Here is a 15,784-nt window from a genome sequence, read left to right on the forward strand (position 1 = left end):
GGTCGTGCGGGGCTGCGCCGGGGCCACACCAGGGTGCGGCACCGGTCGTGAGGTCAGTGCGCGTGCTCCCCGCGGTAGTACTCGAAGATCAGGCCGCACACCGCGACCGCACCCAGGGCGGCGCCGATGATCGAGAGCCACCAGGCGCCCATCGCGATGCCGAACACGATCACCGCCAGGGTCGCTGCCGACCACAGCGGCCACCAGGAGTACGGCGGGAAGAAGCCGAGCTCGCCGGCGCCGTCGGCGATCTCGCCGTCCTTGCGGTCCTCGGGCCGGTCGTCCATCTTCTTGGCGTTGAACGCCAGGTAGATGGTGACCATGAGCGTGAGCAGCATGGTCATGAACAGCGCGGAGGTGCCGGTCCAGTCGCCGCCGACGCTGCCGGCCTCGGTGATGAACCAGTACGCCGGCGTCACCAGCACCAGGAAGATGGTGCAGATCGCGAAGATCCAGGCTTCGGCCTTCATCGGTGGGTCCCTCCGTCGGTGGCGCCGTCGCTCGGGTCGTCGTTGCCGGTGCGCTCGCGCAGGAGGTCCTCGCGACCGTCCATGTCGGGGGCGTCGGCGAACGAGCCGTTGTCGGCGGCGGCGGCGTTCTGGTCGAGCTCCATGGCCGCGATCTCCGGGTGGTGGAGGTCGAAGGCCGGCGACTCGGAGCGGATGCGGGGCAGCGTCACGAAGTTGTGGCGCGGCGGCGGGCACGAGGTGGCCCACTCCAGGGAGCGGCCCCAGCCCCACGGGTCGTCGGTCTCGACGAGCGGGGCGTTGCGGGAGACGTAGACGTTGTAGAAGAACGGGATCATCGAGGCGCTGAGCAGGAACGCACCCACGGTCGAGACCTGGTTCAGCGCGGTGAAGCCGTCCTGGGGCAGGTAGTCGGCGTAGCGGCGCGGCATGCCCTCGACGCCCAGCCAGTGCTGGACGAGGAAGGTCAGGTGGAACCCGAAGAACAGGATCCAGAAGTGCAGCTTCCCGAGGCGCTCGTCGAGCATCCGCCCGGTCATCTTCGGCCACCAGTAGTAGAACCCGGCGAACATCGCGAACACCACGGTGCCGAACACCACGTAGTGGAAGTGCGCCACCACGAAGTAGGAGTCGGAGACGTGGAAGTCCAGCGGGGGGCTGGCCAGGATGATGCCGGTGAGCCCACCGAAGAGGAACGTGGTGAGGAAGCCGATCGACCACAGCATCGGGGTGTCGAACGACAGGGAGCCGCCCCACATCGTCCCGATCCAGTTGAAGAACTTCACGCCCGTGGGCACCGCGATGAGGAACGTCATGCCGGAGAAGAACGGCAGGTCCACCGCCCCGGTCACGAACATGTGGTGCGCCCACACGGCGACCGACAGGATCGCGATGGCCAGGGTGGCCGCCACCAGGCCGACGTAGCCGAAGATCGGCTTGCGGCTGAAGACGGGGAGGATCTCGGTCACGATGCCGAAGAACGGCAGCGCGATGATGTAGACCTCCGGGTGGCCGAAGAACCAGAACAGGTGCTGCCACAGGATCGCGCCGCCGTGGGCGGTGTCGAAGACGTGGGCGCCGAGCTGCCGGTCGGCCTCGAGGCTGAGCAGCGCGCCCGCCAGCACCGGGAACGCGATGAGCACCAGCAGGCTGGTGATCAGGGTGTTCCAGACGAACAGCGGCATCCGGAACATCGTCATGCCGGGCGCGCGCATGCAGATGATCGTGGTGATGAAGTTGACCGCACCGAGGATCGTGCCGAGACCGGCCAGCCAGAGGCCCATGATCCACAGGTCACCGCCGGCTCCCGGGGAGCGCACGGCGTCCGACAGCGGGGTGTAGGCGAACCAGCCGAACGACGCCGCACCACCGGGGGTCAGGAACCCCGAGGAGGCGATCAGGCTGCCGAACAGGAACAGCCAGTAGCTCAGCATGTTCAGCCGCGGGAACGCCACGTCGGGCGCACCGATCTGCAGCGGCATGATCACGTTGGCGAACCCGAAGAACAGCGGCGTCGCGAACAGCAGCAGCATGATCGTGCCGTGCATCGTGAACAGCTGGTTGTACAGCTCGTCGTTGACGACCTGCTGGCCCGGGTAGGCCAGCTCGGAGCGGATGAGCAGCGCCATCAGGCCGCCCACCAGGAACCAGACGAACGAGGTGATCAGGTAGAGCTTGCCGATCAGCTTGTGGTCGGTGGTGGTCATCACCGTGACCAGCTGCTGGCCGAGCTGCTTGCGCGGCGGGATCACCTGGCTCGACGTCGGCTGTGCTGCGGTGGCGGTCACTCGGGTGCTCCCTCGGTCTCCGCGGTGGGGTCGCCGGCCTGAGTGGCCGCGAACTCTCCACCGGTGATGGGCTCCGGCACCTCTCGACCGAGGTCGACGAGGCTCTGGAGGTAGGCGTCGTAGTCCTCCTGGGAGACCACCTCCACGTTGAACAGCATGCGGGAGTGGTAGGTGCCGCAGAGCTCGTAGCACTTGCCGGCGTAGGTCCCGATGCGCTTGGCCGTGACCTGGAAGGAGTTGTCGCGGCCCGGGATGACGTCCATCTTCACCAGGAAGCCGGGGACGCCGAAGTCGTGGATCACGTCGGGCGAGCGCAGCTCGAACCGCGTGGTCGAGTCCACCGGCACGTAGAGGGTGGGGATGTAGCCGGCCGTGCCGTTCTCGTAGACGTAGCGGTCGGTCTCGGAGACGCCGTCGCCGTCCTCGTCGTCGAGGGCGTAGTTGAACGCCCACGACCACTGGAAGCCGACGACCCCGATGGTCTGGGCGGGCGGCTCGTCCTCGTCGAGCACGATGTTCTGCACCCGCACGGTCTGGGCGAAGAACACGATGACCATCATGATCGGCGCGACCGTGTAGAAGATCTCCAGCGGCAGGTTGTAGCGCGTCTGCACCGGGATCTCGTCGTCGCTGCGTCGGCGGTAGCGCACCACGACCCAGGCGATCAGGCCCCACACCACGACGCCGGTGACCAGGGCCGCGACCCACGCGCCCTGCCACAGGTCGAGGGTGGACTCGCCTTGCTCGGTGACGGGCTCCGGCATCGCCAGGCGCCGCGCCTCCGAGGAACAACCGGACATCAGCAGCACGCCGACGCCGAGCACGCCAGCCAGGGTGGCGCGGGTCGCGCCGCGTCGCCCGGCAGGGCGCAGGGGATGCCACAGACTCACGAAAGAGCCTTCCTCTCAACAATCACGGGTGATCCTCAGGGTACGTCACCGCCCCACCCCGAGCCGAGCAGGGTGTGGCCTACCGTGGCGGCGTGACCGACCCCGCCGACGGCACCGGCGCCGCCTACCTCGATGCCGCCTCCGCCGAGCCGCTGCACCCCGCCGCCCGCGACGTCGTGCTCGCCGCGCTCGCCCGGGGGTACGCCGACCCGCGCCGCCTCCACGGGCCCGCGCGCGACGCCCGGCTGCTGCTCGACAACGCCCGCGAGGTCGTCGCGCAGTGCCTCGGCGTGCGCCGCGACGAGGTGTCGTTCACGGCCTCGGGCACCGACGCGGTGCACCGTGGCCTGCTGGGGCTGCGGCTGGCCCGCGCCCGGGCCGGGAGCGGCGTGGTGCACTCCGCGGTGGAGCACTCCTCGGTGCTGCACGCCCTCGACTGGACCGGCACCGGCGACCACGAGGTGGTGCCGGTCGACCGCCACGGCCGCGTCGACGCCGCCGCCGTGGTGAGGGCGGGCCGCTCCCCCGGCGTGGCCGCCGTGGCCCTGCAGTCGGCCAACCACGAGGTCGGCACGCTGCAGCCGGTGGCCGAGGTGGCCGCCGGCCTCGGCGACGTCCCCCTGTTCGTCGACGCCCGGGCCTCGGCCGGGCGCGTCGACCTGCCCGAGGGGTGGTCGGTGGCGGCGGCCTCGTCGCACCTGTGGGGCGGCCCGGCGGGCGTCGGCGTCCTGCTGGTGCGTCACGGCACGCCCTGGGTGAGCCCCTTCCCCCTCGACGACCGGGTCGACCCCCGCACCTCGGGCTCGGAGAACGTGCCGGCCGCGCTGGCCGCTGCGGCCGCGCTGCGCGCCGTGGTCTCCGAGCGCGCCGAGGTCGCCGCCCGCCAGCGTCGGCTCGTCGACCGCGTGCGCGCCGTCGCGGCGTCGCTGCCCGACACCGAGGTCGTCGGCCATCCCGACGACCGCCTGCCCCACCTGGTGACGTTCAGCTGTCTCTACGTCGACGGCGAGGCCCTGGTCACCGCGCTCGACCGCGCCGGCTTCGGGGTGGCCAGCGGCTCGGCGTGCACCGCCTCGACCCTCGAGCCGAGCCACGTGCTGGCCGCGATGGGGGCCCTGACCCACGGCAACGTGCGGCTCTCGCTGACCCGTGACACCACCGACGACGACGTGGAGCGGTTCCTGGCCGTGCTGCCGGGCGTGGTGGCCGACCTGCGCGCCGAGGTCGGGCTGTGACGACGGTGGTCGACCTCGAGCTCGACTGCCGCGGCATGCTCTGCCCGGCGCCGGTGATCGAGCTCGCCCGCCACGTCGGCGAGGTCGCCGTGGGCGGGGTGCTCGCCGTGGTGGCCACCGACGCCGCCGCCCGCGTGGACGTGCCGGCGTGGTGCCGGATGCGGGGCCACGCCTACCTCGGCGAGGACGTCGCCGCCGACGGCGTGCCGCGGCTGCTGGTGCGTCGGCTCAGCCCAGGGGCGTGAGGAACGGCGTGACCTCCGCGGCCGCGTCGGCGCCGTAGGAGTCCTCCAGCCGGGCCGCGAACTGCGCTGCGGTGAAGGTGTACTCCTGGGTGCCGACGGTCTCGACGACGTACGCCGCGAGCACGCAGCCCACCTGCGCCGAGCGCTCGATGCCCAGGCCCCACGCGGCGGCGGCGAGGTAGCCGGCGCGGAAGGCGTCGCCCACGCCGGTGGGCTCGACGGCGGTCACCCCGCGGGCCGCGGGCAGCTCGATGGGGTCCTCGCCGTTGCGCAGGATCCGGACGCCGGCCGCGCCCAGCGTGGTCACCTGCGTGCCGACCCGGGAGAGCACCTCGTCGGCCGACCAGCCGGTCTTCTGCTCGATCATGGCCGACTCGTACTCGTTGGAGAACAGGATCGCGGCGCCGTCGACGAGGTCGCGGATCACCCCGCCCTCGGCGAAGGCCAGCTGCTGGCTGGGGTCGGCGATGAACGGGTAGCCGCGCTGGCGGCACTCCTCGGTGTGGCGCAGCATGCCGTCGGGGTCGTCGGCGCCGACCAGCACGTACGACGGGGCGCCCACGCTGTCGACGATGGGGGCCAGCTCGATGAGCCGCGCCTCGCTCATGGCGCCGGGGTAGAAGGAGGCGAACTGCGCGCCGGTGGTGTCGGTGGTGCACACGAACCGGGCGGTGTGCCGGCTCTCGGAGATGCGCACGAACGAGCAGTCGACGCCGTGGCGCTCCAGCCAGGACCGGTAGCCGGCGAAGTCCTCGCCCGCCGCACCCACCAGCACCGGGCGCAGGCCGAGCCGGCCCAGGCCGAACGACATGTTGGCCGCCACGCCGCCGCGGCGGATCTCGAGGTCGTCGACGAGGAAGGAGACCGACAGCTTGTCGAGCTGCTCGACGACGAGCGAGTCGGCGAACCGGCCGCCGAAGCCCATCAGGTGGTCGGTGGCGATCGAGCCCGCGATCAGCAGCGAGCCGCCCGGGCGGACGCTGGCGGACGGGGCGGCGTGGGTGGGGGGCACGTCGGCGAACACTACCCGCGGGTACCGCTGGGACTACCCCACGGTAGCCCCTAGCGTCGCCGCCATGACCTCCTACCGCGGCCCCTCCCGCCTCGCCTACGACGACCTCGCCGCGCCGGGTGAGATGGTGGCCGACTGCCGTGCGGTGGGCGACGCCCTCGGCCTGGCCGACGCCGCCACCCGGGCCACCGGACCCACCCCGAGCCTGCGCTGGGACGACTACCCGCGGGAGGTGGCCAAGCGCGAGATCACGGTCTCGGCGGCCGCGCAGCGCCTCGCCGCAGCGCTGCAGCTGCACCTCGACTGACCGCACCCGGTCGGCGGTGCACCGTCCCCGACCGAGCGGCGTCCAGACGCACGACGGCCCCCACCGGAGCTCCGGTGGGGGCCGTCGTCACGCGGCCTGCCGCTCAGCGGCAGTGCGGGTGGCTCAGTGGAACGAGTCGCCGCAGGCGCAGGAGCCCGTCGCGTTGGGGTTGTCGATGGTGAAGCCCTGCTTCTCGATGCTGTCGACGAAGTCGATCATCGCGCCGTTGAGGTAGGGCACGCTCATCCGGTCGACCACGACGGCCACGCCGTCGAAGTCGGTGACGATGTCGCCGTCGAGGGTGCGCTCGTCGAAGAAGAGCTGGTAGCGCAGCCCCGAGCAGCCACCGGGCTGCACGGAGATGCGCAGGGCGAGGTCGTCACGACCCTCCTGCTCGAGGAGGCTCTTCACCTTCGCGGCCGCCACCGGGCTCAGGTTGATGCTGTCGGAGCGACGCTCCGTGGTGGTCTCCACCTGCTCGGTCATGTGTGTGGCTCCCGATCGTCGAGGGTGCCGTCCGTGTCCTGGGCGGCTCTGCGTTCGGTTCAATGGTCGCACACCGGCGGGTATTCCCCGAGGGGCTCCGCCGGCCCGCGGCCTCAGCGCGACCAGGTGCGGGCGACCCGCTCCGCGAGGGCCTCCAGCGAGCCCGCGGGGTCGGCGAACGCCCGGTCCTCGCCCACCAGGTCGACCAGCGAGTACGCCGACTCCACGCCCAGTGCCCGCATCTCCCGCGAGCCGACCAGCACCTGCCCGGCCAGCGCCACGCACGGGCGCAGCGCCCGACCGGCCACCTCGGCGACCCCGGAGGGCACCTTGCCGGCGCGGCTGGAGTAGTCGAAGGCCCCCTCGCCGGTCAGCACCAGGTCGACCTCGCGGGCCCGGCGCTCCAGGTCGACGGCCTCGGAGACCAGCGCGATGCCGGGCTCGCGGGTGGCGCCGAGCAGCAGCAGGGCGTGGCCGAGGCCACCCGCGGCGCCCGCCCCCTTCTCCAACGACGTGCGGCGGTCGGTGGCCGTGGCGAACTCCTCCAGCCACCCGTCGACGATCGGGAGCCGGTCCTCGGTGAGGCCCTTCTGCGGGCCGAAGGTCTTGGTCGCCCCGAAGAGGCCGGTGAGCGGCACGTCCACGTCGGTGGCGGCCACCAGCCGCACCCCCGCGGTGCGGGCGCGTGCCGGGGCCAGGTCGACGCGACCGACCCCGGCGAGTCCGGCCGGGCCGGCGTCCAGCGGCACGTCGGCCTCCGCGCCCAGCGCGGCCAGCATGCCCGCGCCGGCGTCGTCGGTCCCGCTGCCGCCGAGGCCGAGGACGACGGTGCCGACCCCGGTGTCGACGGCGTGGCCGAGCAGCTCCCCGACGCCGCGGGTGGTGGCGGTCTCCGCACCCTGCGCGCCGGTGAGGTGGAGCCCGCAGGCCTGGGCGGTCTCCAGGTAGGCGGCGTCGCCGACGACCAGCACCGCCGCCGGCACCGGGGTGCCGGTCGGCCCGGTCACGGTCACCGCCACCAGGTCGCCGCCCAGGGTGGCGTGCAGCACGTCGACGAAGCCGGGGCCGCCGTCCGACATCGGTGCCTGGTCGACCTCGTCGTCGGGGGCGTGGCGGCGCCAGCCGGTGGCGATCGCCGCCGCGGCCTCCACCGCGCTCAGCGTGCCCGCGAACTTGTCGGGTGCCACCAGGATGCGCATGGCAGCATCCTCGCCCATCGCGGGCTCCTAGGGTGGGACCGTGAGCGGCTGGTCCCTGCGTCCCATGCGCGCCGACGACGTGGTGGCCGCCGAAGCCGTCAGCGCCGAGGCGTTCCTGCAGGTCGACCTGGCCACGCACCGCCCCGGGCTCCCCGAGCCCGCGCGCCGCCCACCCGAGCGCGCCGCCCGGTGGGTCACCCGCACCGCCGGCTTCCTCGACACCGACCCCGGCGGCTGCTGGGTGGCCGAGGACGCCGACGGCCTGCTCGGCTTCGCGACGTCGGCGCGGCGCGAGCGCCTCTGGCTGCTGGCGACCTTCGCGGTGCGGCCCGGCCGGCAGGGCCGCGGCGTCGGGGCGAGGCTCCTGGAGGCCGCCCAGCAGCACGCCGCGGGCTGCGACCGCGGCCTCCTGTCGGCCTCCGACGACCCGGCGGCGCTGCGGCGCTACTGGGCCGCGGGGTTCGCGCTGCACCCCCAGCTGCTGCTCCACGGCCGCGTCGACCGCACCGCGATCCCCGTGACGTCGGGCCTGCGCGACGGCACGGCCGACGACCTCGCCTGGATGGACGACCTCGACCGGCACCTGCGCGGCGGGCCCCACGGCCCCGACCACCACGCGGTCGCGGCGATGGCCCGCCTCGTGGTGGCCGACGACCGCTCCGGCTACGCCTGGGCCTCGCCGTCGGGCCCGGCGCTGCTCGCCGCCCGCGACGAGGCCACCGCCCGCACCCTGCTGTGGGAGTGCCTGGCCGCGGTCGACCCCGGCGCGGACGCCGAGGTGCCGCACGTCACCAGCCTCAACGCGTGGGCCGTCGACGTCGCGATGACCGCCCGCCTCGCGCTGGCGACCCGGGGCCACCTGGGGGTGCGCGGCATGGCGCCGCCGGTGCCGTACGTCCACCACGGCGCCCTGCTCTGAGTCCCGCCCCGGGGCGACCCGGCCGGAGGGCCCGGCCGACGGGGCGGGGAGCCCGAGCGGCCTGGGGATGCGTGGGCCGTGGGAGCCCAGGATTACGATCGGGTCATGACGACCGTCGACCTGCCCCTGCTGCCCCTCGGCCGCGGCACCGACCTGTCCGCCGAGCGGGGCGTCGAGTGCCCGGGCGACCTGCCCGCGGCCTCCGACCCCGACCTGGTGGCCCGCGCCGAGGCAGCGAAGGCCGCGCTGGGCGACCGGGTGTTCGTGCTGGGTCACCACTACCAGCGTGACGAGGTCATCGCGTTCGCCGACGTGACCGGTGACTCCTTCAAGCTCGCCCGCGAGGCCGCGGCACGCCCGGCCGCCGAGTTCATCGTGTTCTGCGGCGTGCACTTCATGGCCGAGTCGGCCGACATCCTCACCTCGTCGGCCCAGCAGGTGATCCTCCCCGACCTCGCCGCCGGCTGCTCGATGGCCGACATGGCGCGCCTCACCCAGGTCGAGGCCGCCTGGGCGGCCCTCGAGGCGGCCGGGGTGGCCGACTCCGTCGTCCCCGTCACCTACATGAACTCCTCGGCCGACATCAAGGCCTTCTGCGGGCGCCACGGCGGTGTCGTGTGCACCTCCAGCAACGCCGAGGTCGCCCTCGACTGGGCCTTCCAGCAGAAGGGCGGCGTGGCCGGCGGCGCGAAGGTGCTGTTCCTGCCCGACCAGCACCTCGGCCGCAACACCGCGGTGCTGAAGACCGGCCTCGAGCTGGGCGACTGCGTCGTGTGGGACCCCCGCCTGCCCGACGGCGGGGTCACCCCCGAGGCGCTCGCCGCGGCCACGATGATCCTGTGGAAGGGCCACTGCTCGGTGCACGGCCGCTTCACCCCCGAGGTCGTCGCGCAGCTGCGCGAGACCATCCCGGGTGTGCAGGTGCTGGTGCACCCGGAGTGCACCCACGAGGTCGTCCTGGCCGCCGACCTGGTCGGCTCCACGGAGTTCATCATCAACACCATCGAGGCGGCCCCGGCCGGCTCGAGCTGGGCCATCGGCACCGAGCTCAACCTGGTCAAGCGGCTCGCGGCCGCCCACCCCGACAAGCACATCACCTTCCTCGACAAGACGGTGTGCTACTGCTCCACGATGAACCGCATCGACCTGCCGCACTTCGTGTGGGCCCTCGAGTCGCTGGTGGCCGGCACCGTGGTGAACCGCATCGAGGTCGACGCCGAGACCGAGACCTGGGCGCTGGTCGCGCTCGAGCGGATGCTGGCCCTGCCGGGCAAGACCGCCAAGGACTGAGCCCCGCCGGGCCGCCGGGCCGCCGGGCCGGGTCAGCCGGGTCAGCCGGGCAGCAGCACGGAGAAGGTGGCACCTCCACCGGGGGTCTCCGCGACCGAGACCGATCCCCCGTGGGCGTCCACGATGCGCCGCACCGTGGCCAGGCCGATCCCCGAGCCCGGCACCCGCGTGGCGAGCCGGGTGAACGGCTCGAAGACGCGGTCGCGCTGGTGGGGCGGGATGCCGGGGCCGTGGTCGACGACGTCGATGCGCCACGCCGCCTCGAGGCGCTCCGCGCGCACCTCGATGCGGGCGGGCTCGCCGTCGCGGACGAACTTGGCGGCGTTGGCCACCAGGTTCTGCAGGACGGCACGCAGCTGCACCGGGTCGCCGGAGACGGTCGGCATCGCCTCGACGCTCACCTCGGCGCCCTCGAGGGCCGTGGTCAGGTCGTCGCGCACGTCGCGCAGCACCTGGTCGAGGTCGACCTCGACGAGGGCCAGCTCGCCGCCGACGCGGGCGAAGGCGAGGAGGTCGTCGATCAGCGACTGCATGCGGGTGGCCCCGCCGCGTGCCCGACGTACCAGGAAGGGCAGGTCGGAGTCCTCGGCCCGCTCCTGCACCTCCTCCTCGATCATGCTCAGCGACATCGCCACCGCGGTGAGGGGGTTACGCAGGTCGTGGCTGACCTGGCCGGCGAACGCGGCCAGCTGCTGGTTGGAACGCTCGAGCTCGGCGCGCGCGCCCTCCAGCTCGGCGACCGAGCCGGCCAGCTCGCGGCTGCGCAGCTCGAGCTCGAGCAGGTCGACGACCCGGTCGGCGAGCTTGACCAGCGCCTCCTCCTGCTCGTCGGTGAGCTCGCGCGGCTGCTCGTCGAAGACGCAGAGGGTGCCGATGACCGTGCCACCGGGCGCGCGCAGCTGGTGGGTGGCGTAGAACCGGACCTTGCCGATCTCGCCGGTCACGAACGGGTTGTCCCGGAAGCGCGGGTCGACCGAGGCGTCGGTGACCACGATGGGGGCGCCCGCGGCGAGCGCCACGTCGCACATCGAGTCCTCGCGAGCGCACACCGAGGCGTCGAAGCCGGACGTGGCGATCTGGTGCTGCTCGGTGGCGGTGATCAGGTTGATCGTGGCCATGGGCACGTCGGCGACCTGCGCCGCGATCTCGACGAGCGCCACGAGATCGTCGCGCGGGGGGTCGAAGAGCACCTGGTAGCGGTCGATCTCGACCACGCGCTGGCGGTCGACCTCGGGGACGGCCTGGTGGGTCACGCGACTCCTCGGGGGGCGGGGGGACGCCCCGTCGGGGACGCCGGTAGGACAAGCGCTGCCGAGACCCTAGTACGCCGACCCAGCGCCCGGCCCCACCCGGTCGGTGCGACCTGACCACCCGCCCGGGCCACCCGTACGGCGGTCACAGACCCGGCGCGCCCCACACGGCCAGCCACCGCGACATGTCCTGCTCGACCGGGAGCTCCTCGGCCAGGAGCGTGCGCAGGGAGATCTCGGTCAGGTTGTCGCGCCGCTGGGGCCCCGAGGGGGCGAAGGGGTAGAAGGTGCCCTGCTTGTAGAGGTAGACCAGCCCGACCTTGCGCCCGGAGGCCTCCTGGAAGGGCAGCAGGGAGCACAGCAGCCCGGGCCCGAAGCCCTGGGCCTCCAGCGTGGTGTTGACCGCGTGCAGGTCGGTGCACAGCCCGGCGACGTCCTCGGGGTCGTGGTCGACGACGAGCCAGGTGAACCCGAACTCGTCGGTGCTGGTGCGCACCTCGGGGGCGTCGGGGGCGTCGCGCAGCAGGGCCAGCACCTCGGCCTCCACCTGCCCGAACGCCGCCCCGCCGGCCGCGCGGTAGCAGACCGCGCCCTGGCCGGTGGAGGTCAGCCCGGCAGAGGCCTGCAGGGTGATCGCGGCGCTCGGCACCAGGAAGAGGGCGTCGAGGTTGGCCTGCTTCGGCTTCGTGCGGCCGAGGATCGCGTCGAGGAAGCCCATCAGAGGCCCGGCCGGCCCAGCTCGGCCTGGATCCGCGCGAGCTGCTCGAGGCGCTGCTCCAGCGACGGGTGGGTCGAGGTCAGGGTCTTCAGCGTGGCTCCGCGCACCGCCGGGGCGATGAAGAAGGCGTTCATCGACTGCGTGGCACGCAGGTCCTTCTGCGGGATGGTGTTGATCTCGCCGGTGATCTTCTGCAGCGCCGAGGCCAGCGCCTGCGGCTTCATCGTGAGGTGGGCACCCGAGCGGTCGGCGGAGAGCTCGCGGTAGCGCGAGAGCACCTTGAGCAGCAGGAAGCTGATCGCGTAGGTGACGAGGCTGATGACCAGCACGACCAGCCAGATCGGCAGGCCGTTGTTGTTGTTGTCGCGGCGCCCGCCGCCGAAGAAGGCGCCGTACTGCGCCCCCTGGCTGAGCGTGCCGGCGAGGATGCCGGCCGACGAGGCCACCGTCATCACGAGGACGTCGCGGTGGGCGACGTGCGACAGCTCGTGGGCGAGCACGCCCTCGAGCTCCTCGGCGTCGAGGGTGCGCATCAGACCGGTGGTGACCACGACGACGGCGCGGTCGGGCGAGCGGCCGGTGGCGAACGCGTTGGGCAGCCGGCTGTCGGAGACGCCGACGCGGGGCTTGGGCATGTCGGCGAGCGCGCAGAGCCGGTCGATCACGCCGTGCAGCTCGGGAGCCTCTTCGGGGGTGACCTCACGGGCTCCCATGGCCCGCATCGCGACCTTGTCGGAGGAGTACCACTGCCACCACACCAGGGCGAGGCCGACGGCCGCGACCAGCAGGATCAGGACGGGGTCGTCCCCGGCGATCGCCAGGCCCACCCCGACGACCAGCGCGACGAACAGGGCACCGAGCAGGAACATCACGATCGTCATCCGCGCGGTGAGGCCGCGGTCCTTGATGAAGCGGTTGGTGGCCATGGCACCAGTCTCCCCTGCTCGGCCAAGAGGATCCTGTGAGCGCCGCACGACTCGCCGGGCGGCGCCCACCACGGACCAGTGGCGGGCTCAGCCGGGGATGAGCCCGTCGTCCTGCAGCAGCTGGCGCACCTCGTCGAGGGTGGCGTCCGAGGGCGGCAGGATCAGGTCGGACTCGTCGAGGCTGTCGATGGCGTGGGCGACGCCGACGGTGCGCACGCCCTCGAGCAGCTCGTGCAGCGCGGTGGCGAACGCGGGGTCGTCACCGGCCTCGACGGCGCGCTCGACGGCGGAGTCGAGCTCGTTGAGGCGGTCGAGCGCCGCGTCGGACACGTCGTACTGGCCCTCGCCGAGGATGCGGACGATCATGCCTGGCCGTCCCGGGGCTGCTCGGCCTTCTGCGGCTCGGCGGCCAGGATGTCGCCGCCGTCGCCGCTCTCGATGGCCTGCGGCTGCGCCGGGGCGGAGACGCCCTTGAGGCGGGCCAGCTCGGACTCCACGTCGGACTGCGAGCTCATCGCGTCGAGCTCGCGGGTGATGTCGTCGCCGCGGCTCAGCGAGCTGGCGTCGTCGAGGGCGCCGGAGGCGATGAGCTCGTCGATGGCGCCGGCGCGGGCCTGCATCGAGGCGGTCTTGTCCTCGGCGCGCTGCATGGCCATGCCGATGTCGCCCATCTCCTCACCGATGCCGGACATCGCCTCGTTGATGCGGGTCTGTGCCTCGGCCGCGGTGTAGGTGGCCTTGATGGTCTCCTTGCGGGTGCGGAAGGACTCGACCTTGGCCTGCAGCCGCTGCTGGGCCAGGGTGAGCTTCTCCTCCTCGCCCTGCAGCTGCGCGTGCTGCGCCTTGAGGTCGTTGATCTGGCCGGTGAGGCCGGACTTGCGGGTCAGCGCCTCCCGGGCGAGGTCCTCGCGTCCCATGTCGATGGCCTTCTGCGCCTGGCCCTGCAGCTTGGCGCCCTGCTGCTCGAGCTGGTTGACCTGCAGCTCGACCCGCTTGCGGCTGGTGGCCACGTCGGCGACCCCGCGGCGCACCTTCGACAGCAGCTCCAGCTGACGCTGGTAGCTGTAGTCCAGCGTCTCTCGGGGGTCCTCGGCTCGGTCGATGGCCGTGTTGGCCTTCGACCTGAAGATCAGGCTGATGCGCTTCATGAGGCTCATGGGGTGCTGGTCCCTCTCCCGGAACGGTTCATCGTGTGTCCCTCACCCTACGGCCGTCGGCAACCTCGGGCGAGGACCCGGGTCGGGTCCGCGACGCCGGTAGGCTGGCGCCGGGACGGACCGCGGGGCCGCCCGTCTCCACTCCTCGACTCCCCGCCCGTCACGAAGGTCACCGCGTTGTTTGGTCGCAGCAAGTCCGACACCACCACCGTCGTGGTCCCCGAGACCACCAAGGTCGGCGGCAAGGGCCGCCCCACGCCCAGCCGCAAGGAGGCGGAGGCCGCCGCCCGGGCCCGCGCCAAGGCCCCGCGCACCCGCCGCGAGCAGGCTGCGGCCCAGCGCTCGGCGCGCGTGGAGTCGAGCCAGAAGGTGCGCCAGGCGATGAAGGACGGCGACGAGCGCTACTTCCTCGCCCGCGACCGCGGCCCGGTGCGCAGCTTCATCCGCGACTTCGTCGACGTCCGCTTCTCGTTCATCGAGCTGATGATCCCGCTGCTCGTGGTGACGATGGTGCTCACCTACTCCGGCAACGCCACCCTCGCCGGCATCGGCAACACCGTGCTGCTCGGCACGCTGCTGCTCGTCGTGCTCGACATGGTCTTCCTGCGCCTGCGGCTGCGCCGCGAGCTCAAGCGCCGCTTCCCCGACGCGCCGGTGAAGGGCACCACCTACTACGCGCTCACCCGTGCGCTGCAGATGAAGTTCATGCGGCTGCCGAAGGCCAAGGTCAAGCTCGGCCAGAGCCTGCCCGAGACCTACCGCTGAGCCGCACCCGGCCCGCAGCGCGACACCGCCCCCCGACCGCGACGGTCGGGGGGCGGTGTCGTCGTACGACGGGGCGGGCAGGTCAGCGGTCGGAGAAGTCGCGCCGCTCCGGCGAGCGGGTCTTCGCGGCGTCGCGCTCGACGACCGGGTCGAGCACCTCGTCGATGGCGGCCAGGGTGGCGGCCTCGAGCGTCACGCCGGCGGCCTTGACGTTGTCGGTGACCTGCTCGGGGCGGCTGGCGCCGATGATCGCCGACGACACGTTGGGGTTCTGCAGCACCCACGCGATGGCCAGCTGGGCCATCGTCAGGCCCGCCTCGTCGGCGATCGGCTGCAGGCGCTGCACCCGCTCCAGCACGTCGTCCTTCATCCAGCGGCTGATCATGTCGGCGCCGCCCTTGGTGTCGGTGGCCCGCGACCCGGCGGGGGCGTCCTGGCCCGGCTTGTACTTGCCGGTGAGCACGCCCTGGGCGATCGGCGACCAGACCACCTGGCCGATGCCGAGCTCCTCGCTGGTGGGCACGACCTCCGACTCGATGACGCGCCACAGCATGCTGTACTGCGGCTGGTTCGAGACGAACGGGATCTTCAGCTCGCGCGCCATCGCGTGGGCGGCGCGGATCTCCTCCGCACGCCACTCCGAGACACCGATGTAGAGCGCCTTGCCGGAGTGCACGACGTCGGCGAAGGCCTCCATCGTCTCCTCGAGCGGGGTCTCGTAGTCGTAGCGGTGGGCCTGGTAGAGGTCGACGTAGTCGGTGCCGAGGCGGCGCAGCGAGCCGTTGATCGACTCCATGACGTGCTTGCGTGAGAGGCCGTGGTCGTTGTGGGCGCCGGGGCCGGTGGGCCAGTAGACCTTGGTGAAGATCTCCAGGCCCTCGCGCCGCTCGCCGGTCAGCGCGCGACCGAGCACGCTCTCGGCCGCGGTGTTGGCGTAGACGTCGGCGGTGTCGAAGGTGGTGATGCCCTCCTCCAGCGCCTGCCGCACGCAGGCGAGGGCGGCGTCCTCCTCCACCTGCGAGCCGTGGGTGAGCCAGTTGCCGAACGAGATGGCCGAGATCTTCAGGCCGCTCGCTCCGAGGTTACGAATCTCCATGACCTCGACACTAACGACCGCGCCCAGACCGGCGA

18 protein-coding genes are annotated in these 15,784 nt (G+C 72.7%); 6 read left to right on the top strand and 12 right to left on the bottom strand.

Annotation, left to right across the window (positions count from 1 at the left end; translation table 11 throughout):
• Positions 1-53: 53 nt before the first annotated feature.
• From AC4OR8_RS11765 to ctaC, 3 genes are read right to left on the bottom strand one after another with little or no spacing between them, the layout of a single operon-like run.
• Positions 54-470 carry a cytochrome c oxidase subunit 4 gene (locus AC4OR8_RS11765; RefSeq protein ID WP_492165745.1) on the bottom strand — a complete coding sequence of 139 codons (417 nt, stop codon included), beginning with the start codon at positions 468-470 and terminating at the stop codon, positions 54-56.
• Complete coding sequence (gene ctaD, locus AC4OR8_RS11770; RefSeq protein ID WP_492165746.1) at positions 467-2,254, bottom strand: aa3-type cytochrome oxidase subunit I; 1,788 nt, start codon at positions 2,252-2,254, stop codon at positions 467-469. Before ctaD ends, AC4OR8_RS11765 begins: the two co-directional genes overlap by 4 nt.
• Entirely contained in the window at positions 2,251-3,144 is an 894-nt protein-coding gene (gene ctaC, locus AC4OR8_RS11775; protein WP_492165747.1) for an aa3-type cytochrome oxidase subunit II, read from the bottom strand. The genes ctaD and ctaC overlap by 4 nt, the downstream gene beginning before the upstream one ends.
• 92 nt (positions 3,145-3,236) lie before the next feature.
• Between ctaC and AC4OR8_RS11780 the strand changes: the two genes are divergently transcribed.
• Both AC4OR8_RS11780 and AC4OR8_RS11785 read left to right on the top strand, forming a co-directional pair.
• Positions 3,237-4,379 carry a cysteine desulfurase family protein gene (locus AC4OR8_RS11780; protein WP_492165748.1) on the top strand — a complete coding sequence of 381 codons (1,143 nt, stop codon included), beginning with the start codon at positions 3,237-3,239 and terminating at the stop codon, positions 4,377-4,379.
• Positions 4,376-4,624 carry a sulfurtransferase TusA family protein gene (locus tag AC4OR8_RS11785; protein WP_492165749.1) on the top strand — a complete coding sequence of 83 codons (249 nt, stop codon included), beginning with the start codon at positions 4,376-4,378 and terminating at the stop codon, positions 4,622-4,624. The genes AC4OR8_RS11780 and AC4OR8_RS11785 overlap by 4 nt, the downstream gene beginning before the upstream one ends.
• On the opposite strand, the gene AC4OR8_RS11790 is transcribed toward AC4OR8_RS11785, so the two are convergent.
• Positions 4,608-5,549 carry a carbohydrate kinase family protein gene (locus AC4OR8_RS11790; RefSeq protein WP_492166416.1) on the bottom strand — a complete coding sequence of 314 codons (942 nt, stop codon included), beginning with the start codon at positions 5,547-5,549 and terminating at the stop codon, positions 4,608-4,610. The genes AC4OR8_RS11785 and AC4OR8_RS11790 overlap by 17 nt on opposite strands.
• 151 nt (positions 5,550-5,700) lie before the next feature.
• Between AC4OR8_RS11790 and AC4OR8_RS11795 the strand changes: the two genes are divergently transcribed.
• Positions 5,701-5,943 carry a hypothetical protein gene (locus AC4OR8_RS11795; RefSeq protein WP_492165750.1) on the top strand — a complete coding sequence of 81 codons (243 nt, stop codon included), beginning with the start codon at positions 5,701-5,703 and terminating at the stop codon, positions 5,941-5,943.
• A gap of 123 nt (positions 5,944-6,066) precedes the next feature.
• Here the strand turns inward: AC4OR8_RS11795 and erpA are convergent, their stop codons facing one another.
• Positions 6,067-6,429, bottom strand: coding sequence for an iron-sulfur cluster insertion protein ErpA (gene erpA / locus AC4OR8_RS11800; protein ID WP_492165751.1), 363 nt, complete (start codon positions 6,427-6,429; stop codon positions 6,067-6,069).
• A gap of 113 nt (positions 6,430-6,542) precedes the next feature.
• The gene (locus tag AC4OR8_RS11805) at positions 6,543-7,628 is read right to left on the bottom strand and encodes a glycerate kinase family protein (RefSeq protein WP_492165752.1); all 1,086 of its coding nucleotides are present in this window, start codon (positions 7,626-7,628) and stop codon (positions 6,543-6,545) included.
• A 40-nt stretch (positions 7,629-7,668) separates the two neighbouring features.
• On the opposite strand from AC4OR8_RS11805, the gene AC4OR8_RS11810 reads away from it, so the two are divergent.
• Both AC4OR8_RS11810 and nadA read left to right on the top strand, forming a co-directional pair.
• Positions 7,669-8,547 carry a GNAT family N-acetyltransferase gene (locus AC4OR8_RS11810; RefSeq protein WP_492165753.1) on the top strand — a complete coding sequence of 293 codons (879 nt, stop codon included), beginning with the start codon at positions 7,669-7,671 and terminating at the stop codon, positions 8,545-8,547.
• Positions 8,548-8,652: 105 nt separating this feature from the next.
• On the top strand, positions 8,653-9,837 hold the full coding sequence (gene nadA, locus AC4OR8_RS11815) for a quinolinate synthase NadA (protein ID WP_492165754.1): 1,185 nt from the start codon (positions 8,653-8,655) through the stop codon (positions 9,835-9,837).
• 41 nt (positions 9,838-9,878) lie between these two features.
• Here the strand turns inward: nadA and AC4OR8_RS11820 are convergent, their stop codons facing one another.
• From AC4OR8_RS11820 to AC4OR8_RS11840, 5 genes are all read right to left on the bottom strand, one after another.
• Positions 9,879-11,090, bottom strand: coding sequence for a sensor histidine kinase (locus AC4OR8_RS11820; protein WP_492165755.1), 1,212 nt, complete (start codon positions 11,088-11,090; stop codon positions 9,879-9,881).
• 142 nt (positions 11,091-11,232) lie between these two features.
• Complete coding sequence (gene pspAB / locus AC4OR8_RS11825; RefSeq protein WP_492165756.1) at positions 11,233-11,805, bottom strand: PspA-associated protein PspAB; 573 nt, start codon at positions 11,803-11,805, stop codon at positions 11,233-11,235.
• On the bottom strand, positions 11,805-12,731 hold the full coding sequence (gene htpX / locus AC4OR8_RS11830) for a zinc metalloprotease HtpX (protein WP_492165757.1): 927 nt from the start codon (positions 12,729-12,731) through the stop codon (positions 11,805-11,807). The genes pspAB and htpX overlap by 1 nt, the downstream gene beginning before the upstream one ends.
• A gap of 87 nt (positions 12,732-12,818) precedes the next feature.
• Positions 12,819-13,097, bottom strand: coding sequence for a PspA-associated protein PspAA (pspAA, locus tag AC4OR8_RS11835; protein WP_492165758.1), 279 nt, complete (start codon positions 13,095-13,097; stop codon positions 12,819-12,821).
• Positions 13,094-13,888, bottom strand: coding sequence for a PspA/IM30 family protein (locus AC4OR8_RS11840; RefSeq protein ID WP_492165759.1), 795 nt, complete (start codon positions 13,886-13,888; stop codon positions 13,094-13,096). The genes pspAA and AC4OR8_RS11840 overlap by 4 nt, the downstream gene beginning before the upstream one ends.
• A 177-nt stretch (positions 13,889-14,065) precedes the next feature.
• Between AC4OR8_RS11840 and AC4OR8_RS11845 the strand changes: the two genes are divergently transcribed.
• Complete coding sequence (locus AC4OR8_RS11845) at positions 14,066-14,653, top strand: DUF3043 domain-containing protein (RefSeq protein ID WP_492165760.1); 588 nt, start codon at positions 14,066-14,068, stop codon at positions 14,651-14,653.
• Positions 14,654-14,735: 82 nt separating this feature from the next.
• On the opposite strand, the gene AC4OR8_RS11850 is transcribed toward AC4OR8_RS11845, so the two are convergent.
• Positions 14,736-15,749 (bottom strand): aldo/keto reductase family protein, encoded by a 1,014-nt coding sequence (locus AC4OR8_RS11850; RefSeq protein ID WP_492165761.1) that lies wholly within the window; start codon positions 15,747-15,749, stop codon positions 14,736-14,738.
• Positions 15,750-15,784 lie beyond the last annotated feature (35 nt).

The organism is Nocardioides sp. FY1077 (assembly GCF_058681775.1).

Bases quoted from the DNA above. Each gene is read 5' to 3' on its own strand.
- nadA (WP_492165754.1), top strand. From the start codon at position 8,653: ATGACGACCGTCGACCTGCCCCTGCTGCCCCTCGGCCGCGGCACCGAC.
- AC4OR8_RS11850 (WP_492165761.1), bottom strand. From the start codon at position 15,749: ATGGAGATTCGTAACCTCGGAGCGAGCGGCCTGAAGATCTCGGCCATC.
- pspAB (WP_492165756.1), bottom strand. From the start codon at position 11,805: ATGGGCTTCCTCGACGCGATCCTCGGCCGCACGAAGCCGAAGCAGGCC.
- htpX (WP_492165757.1), bottom strand. From the start codon at position 12,731: ATGGCCACCAACCGCTTCATCAAGGACCGCGGCCTCACCGCGCGGATG.
- AC4OR8_RS11795 (WP_492165750.1), top strand. From the start codon at position 5,701: ATGACCTCCTACCGCGGCCCCTCCCGCCTCGCCTACGACGACCTCGCC.
- erpA (WP_492165751.1), bottom strand. From the start codon at position 6,429: ATGACCGAGCAGGTGGAGACCACCACGGAGCGTCGCTCCGACAGCATC.
- AC4OR8_RS11805 (WP_492165752.1), bottom strand. From the start codon at position 7,628: ATGCGCATCCTGGTGGCACCCGACAAGTTCGCGGGCACGCTGAGCGCG.
- AC4OR8_RS11840 (WP_492165759.1), bottom strand. From the start codon at position 13,888: ATGAGCCTCATGAAGCGCATCAGCCTGATCTTCAGGTCGAAGGCCAAC.
- pspAA (WP_492165758.1), bottom strand. From the start codon at position 13,097: ATGATCGTCCGCATCCTCGGCGAGGGCCAGTACGACGTGTCCGACGCG.
- AC4OR8_RS11790 (WP_492166416.1), bottom strand. From the start codon at position 5,549: ATGGGCTTCGGCGGCCGGTTCGCCGACTCGCTCGTCGTCGAGCAGCTC.
- AC4OR8_RS11765 (WP_492165745.1), bottom strand. From the start codon at position 470: ATGAAGGCCGAAGCCTGGATCTTCGCGATCTGCACCATCTTCCTGGTG.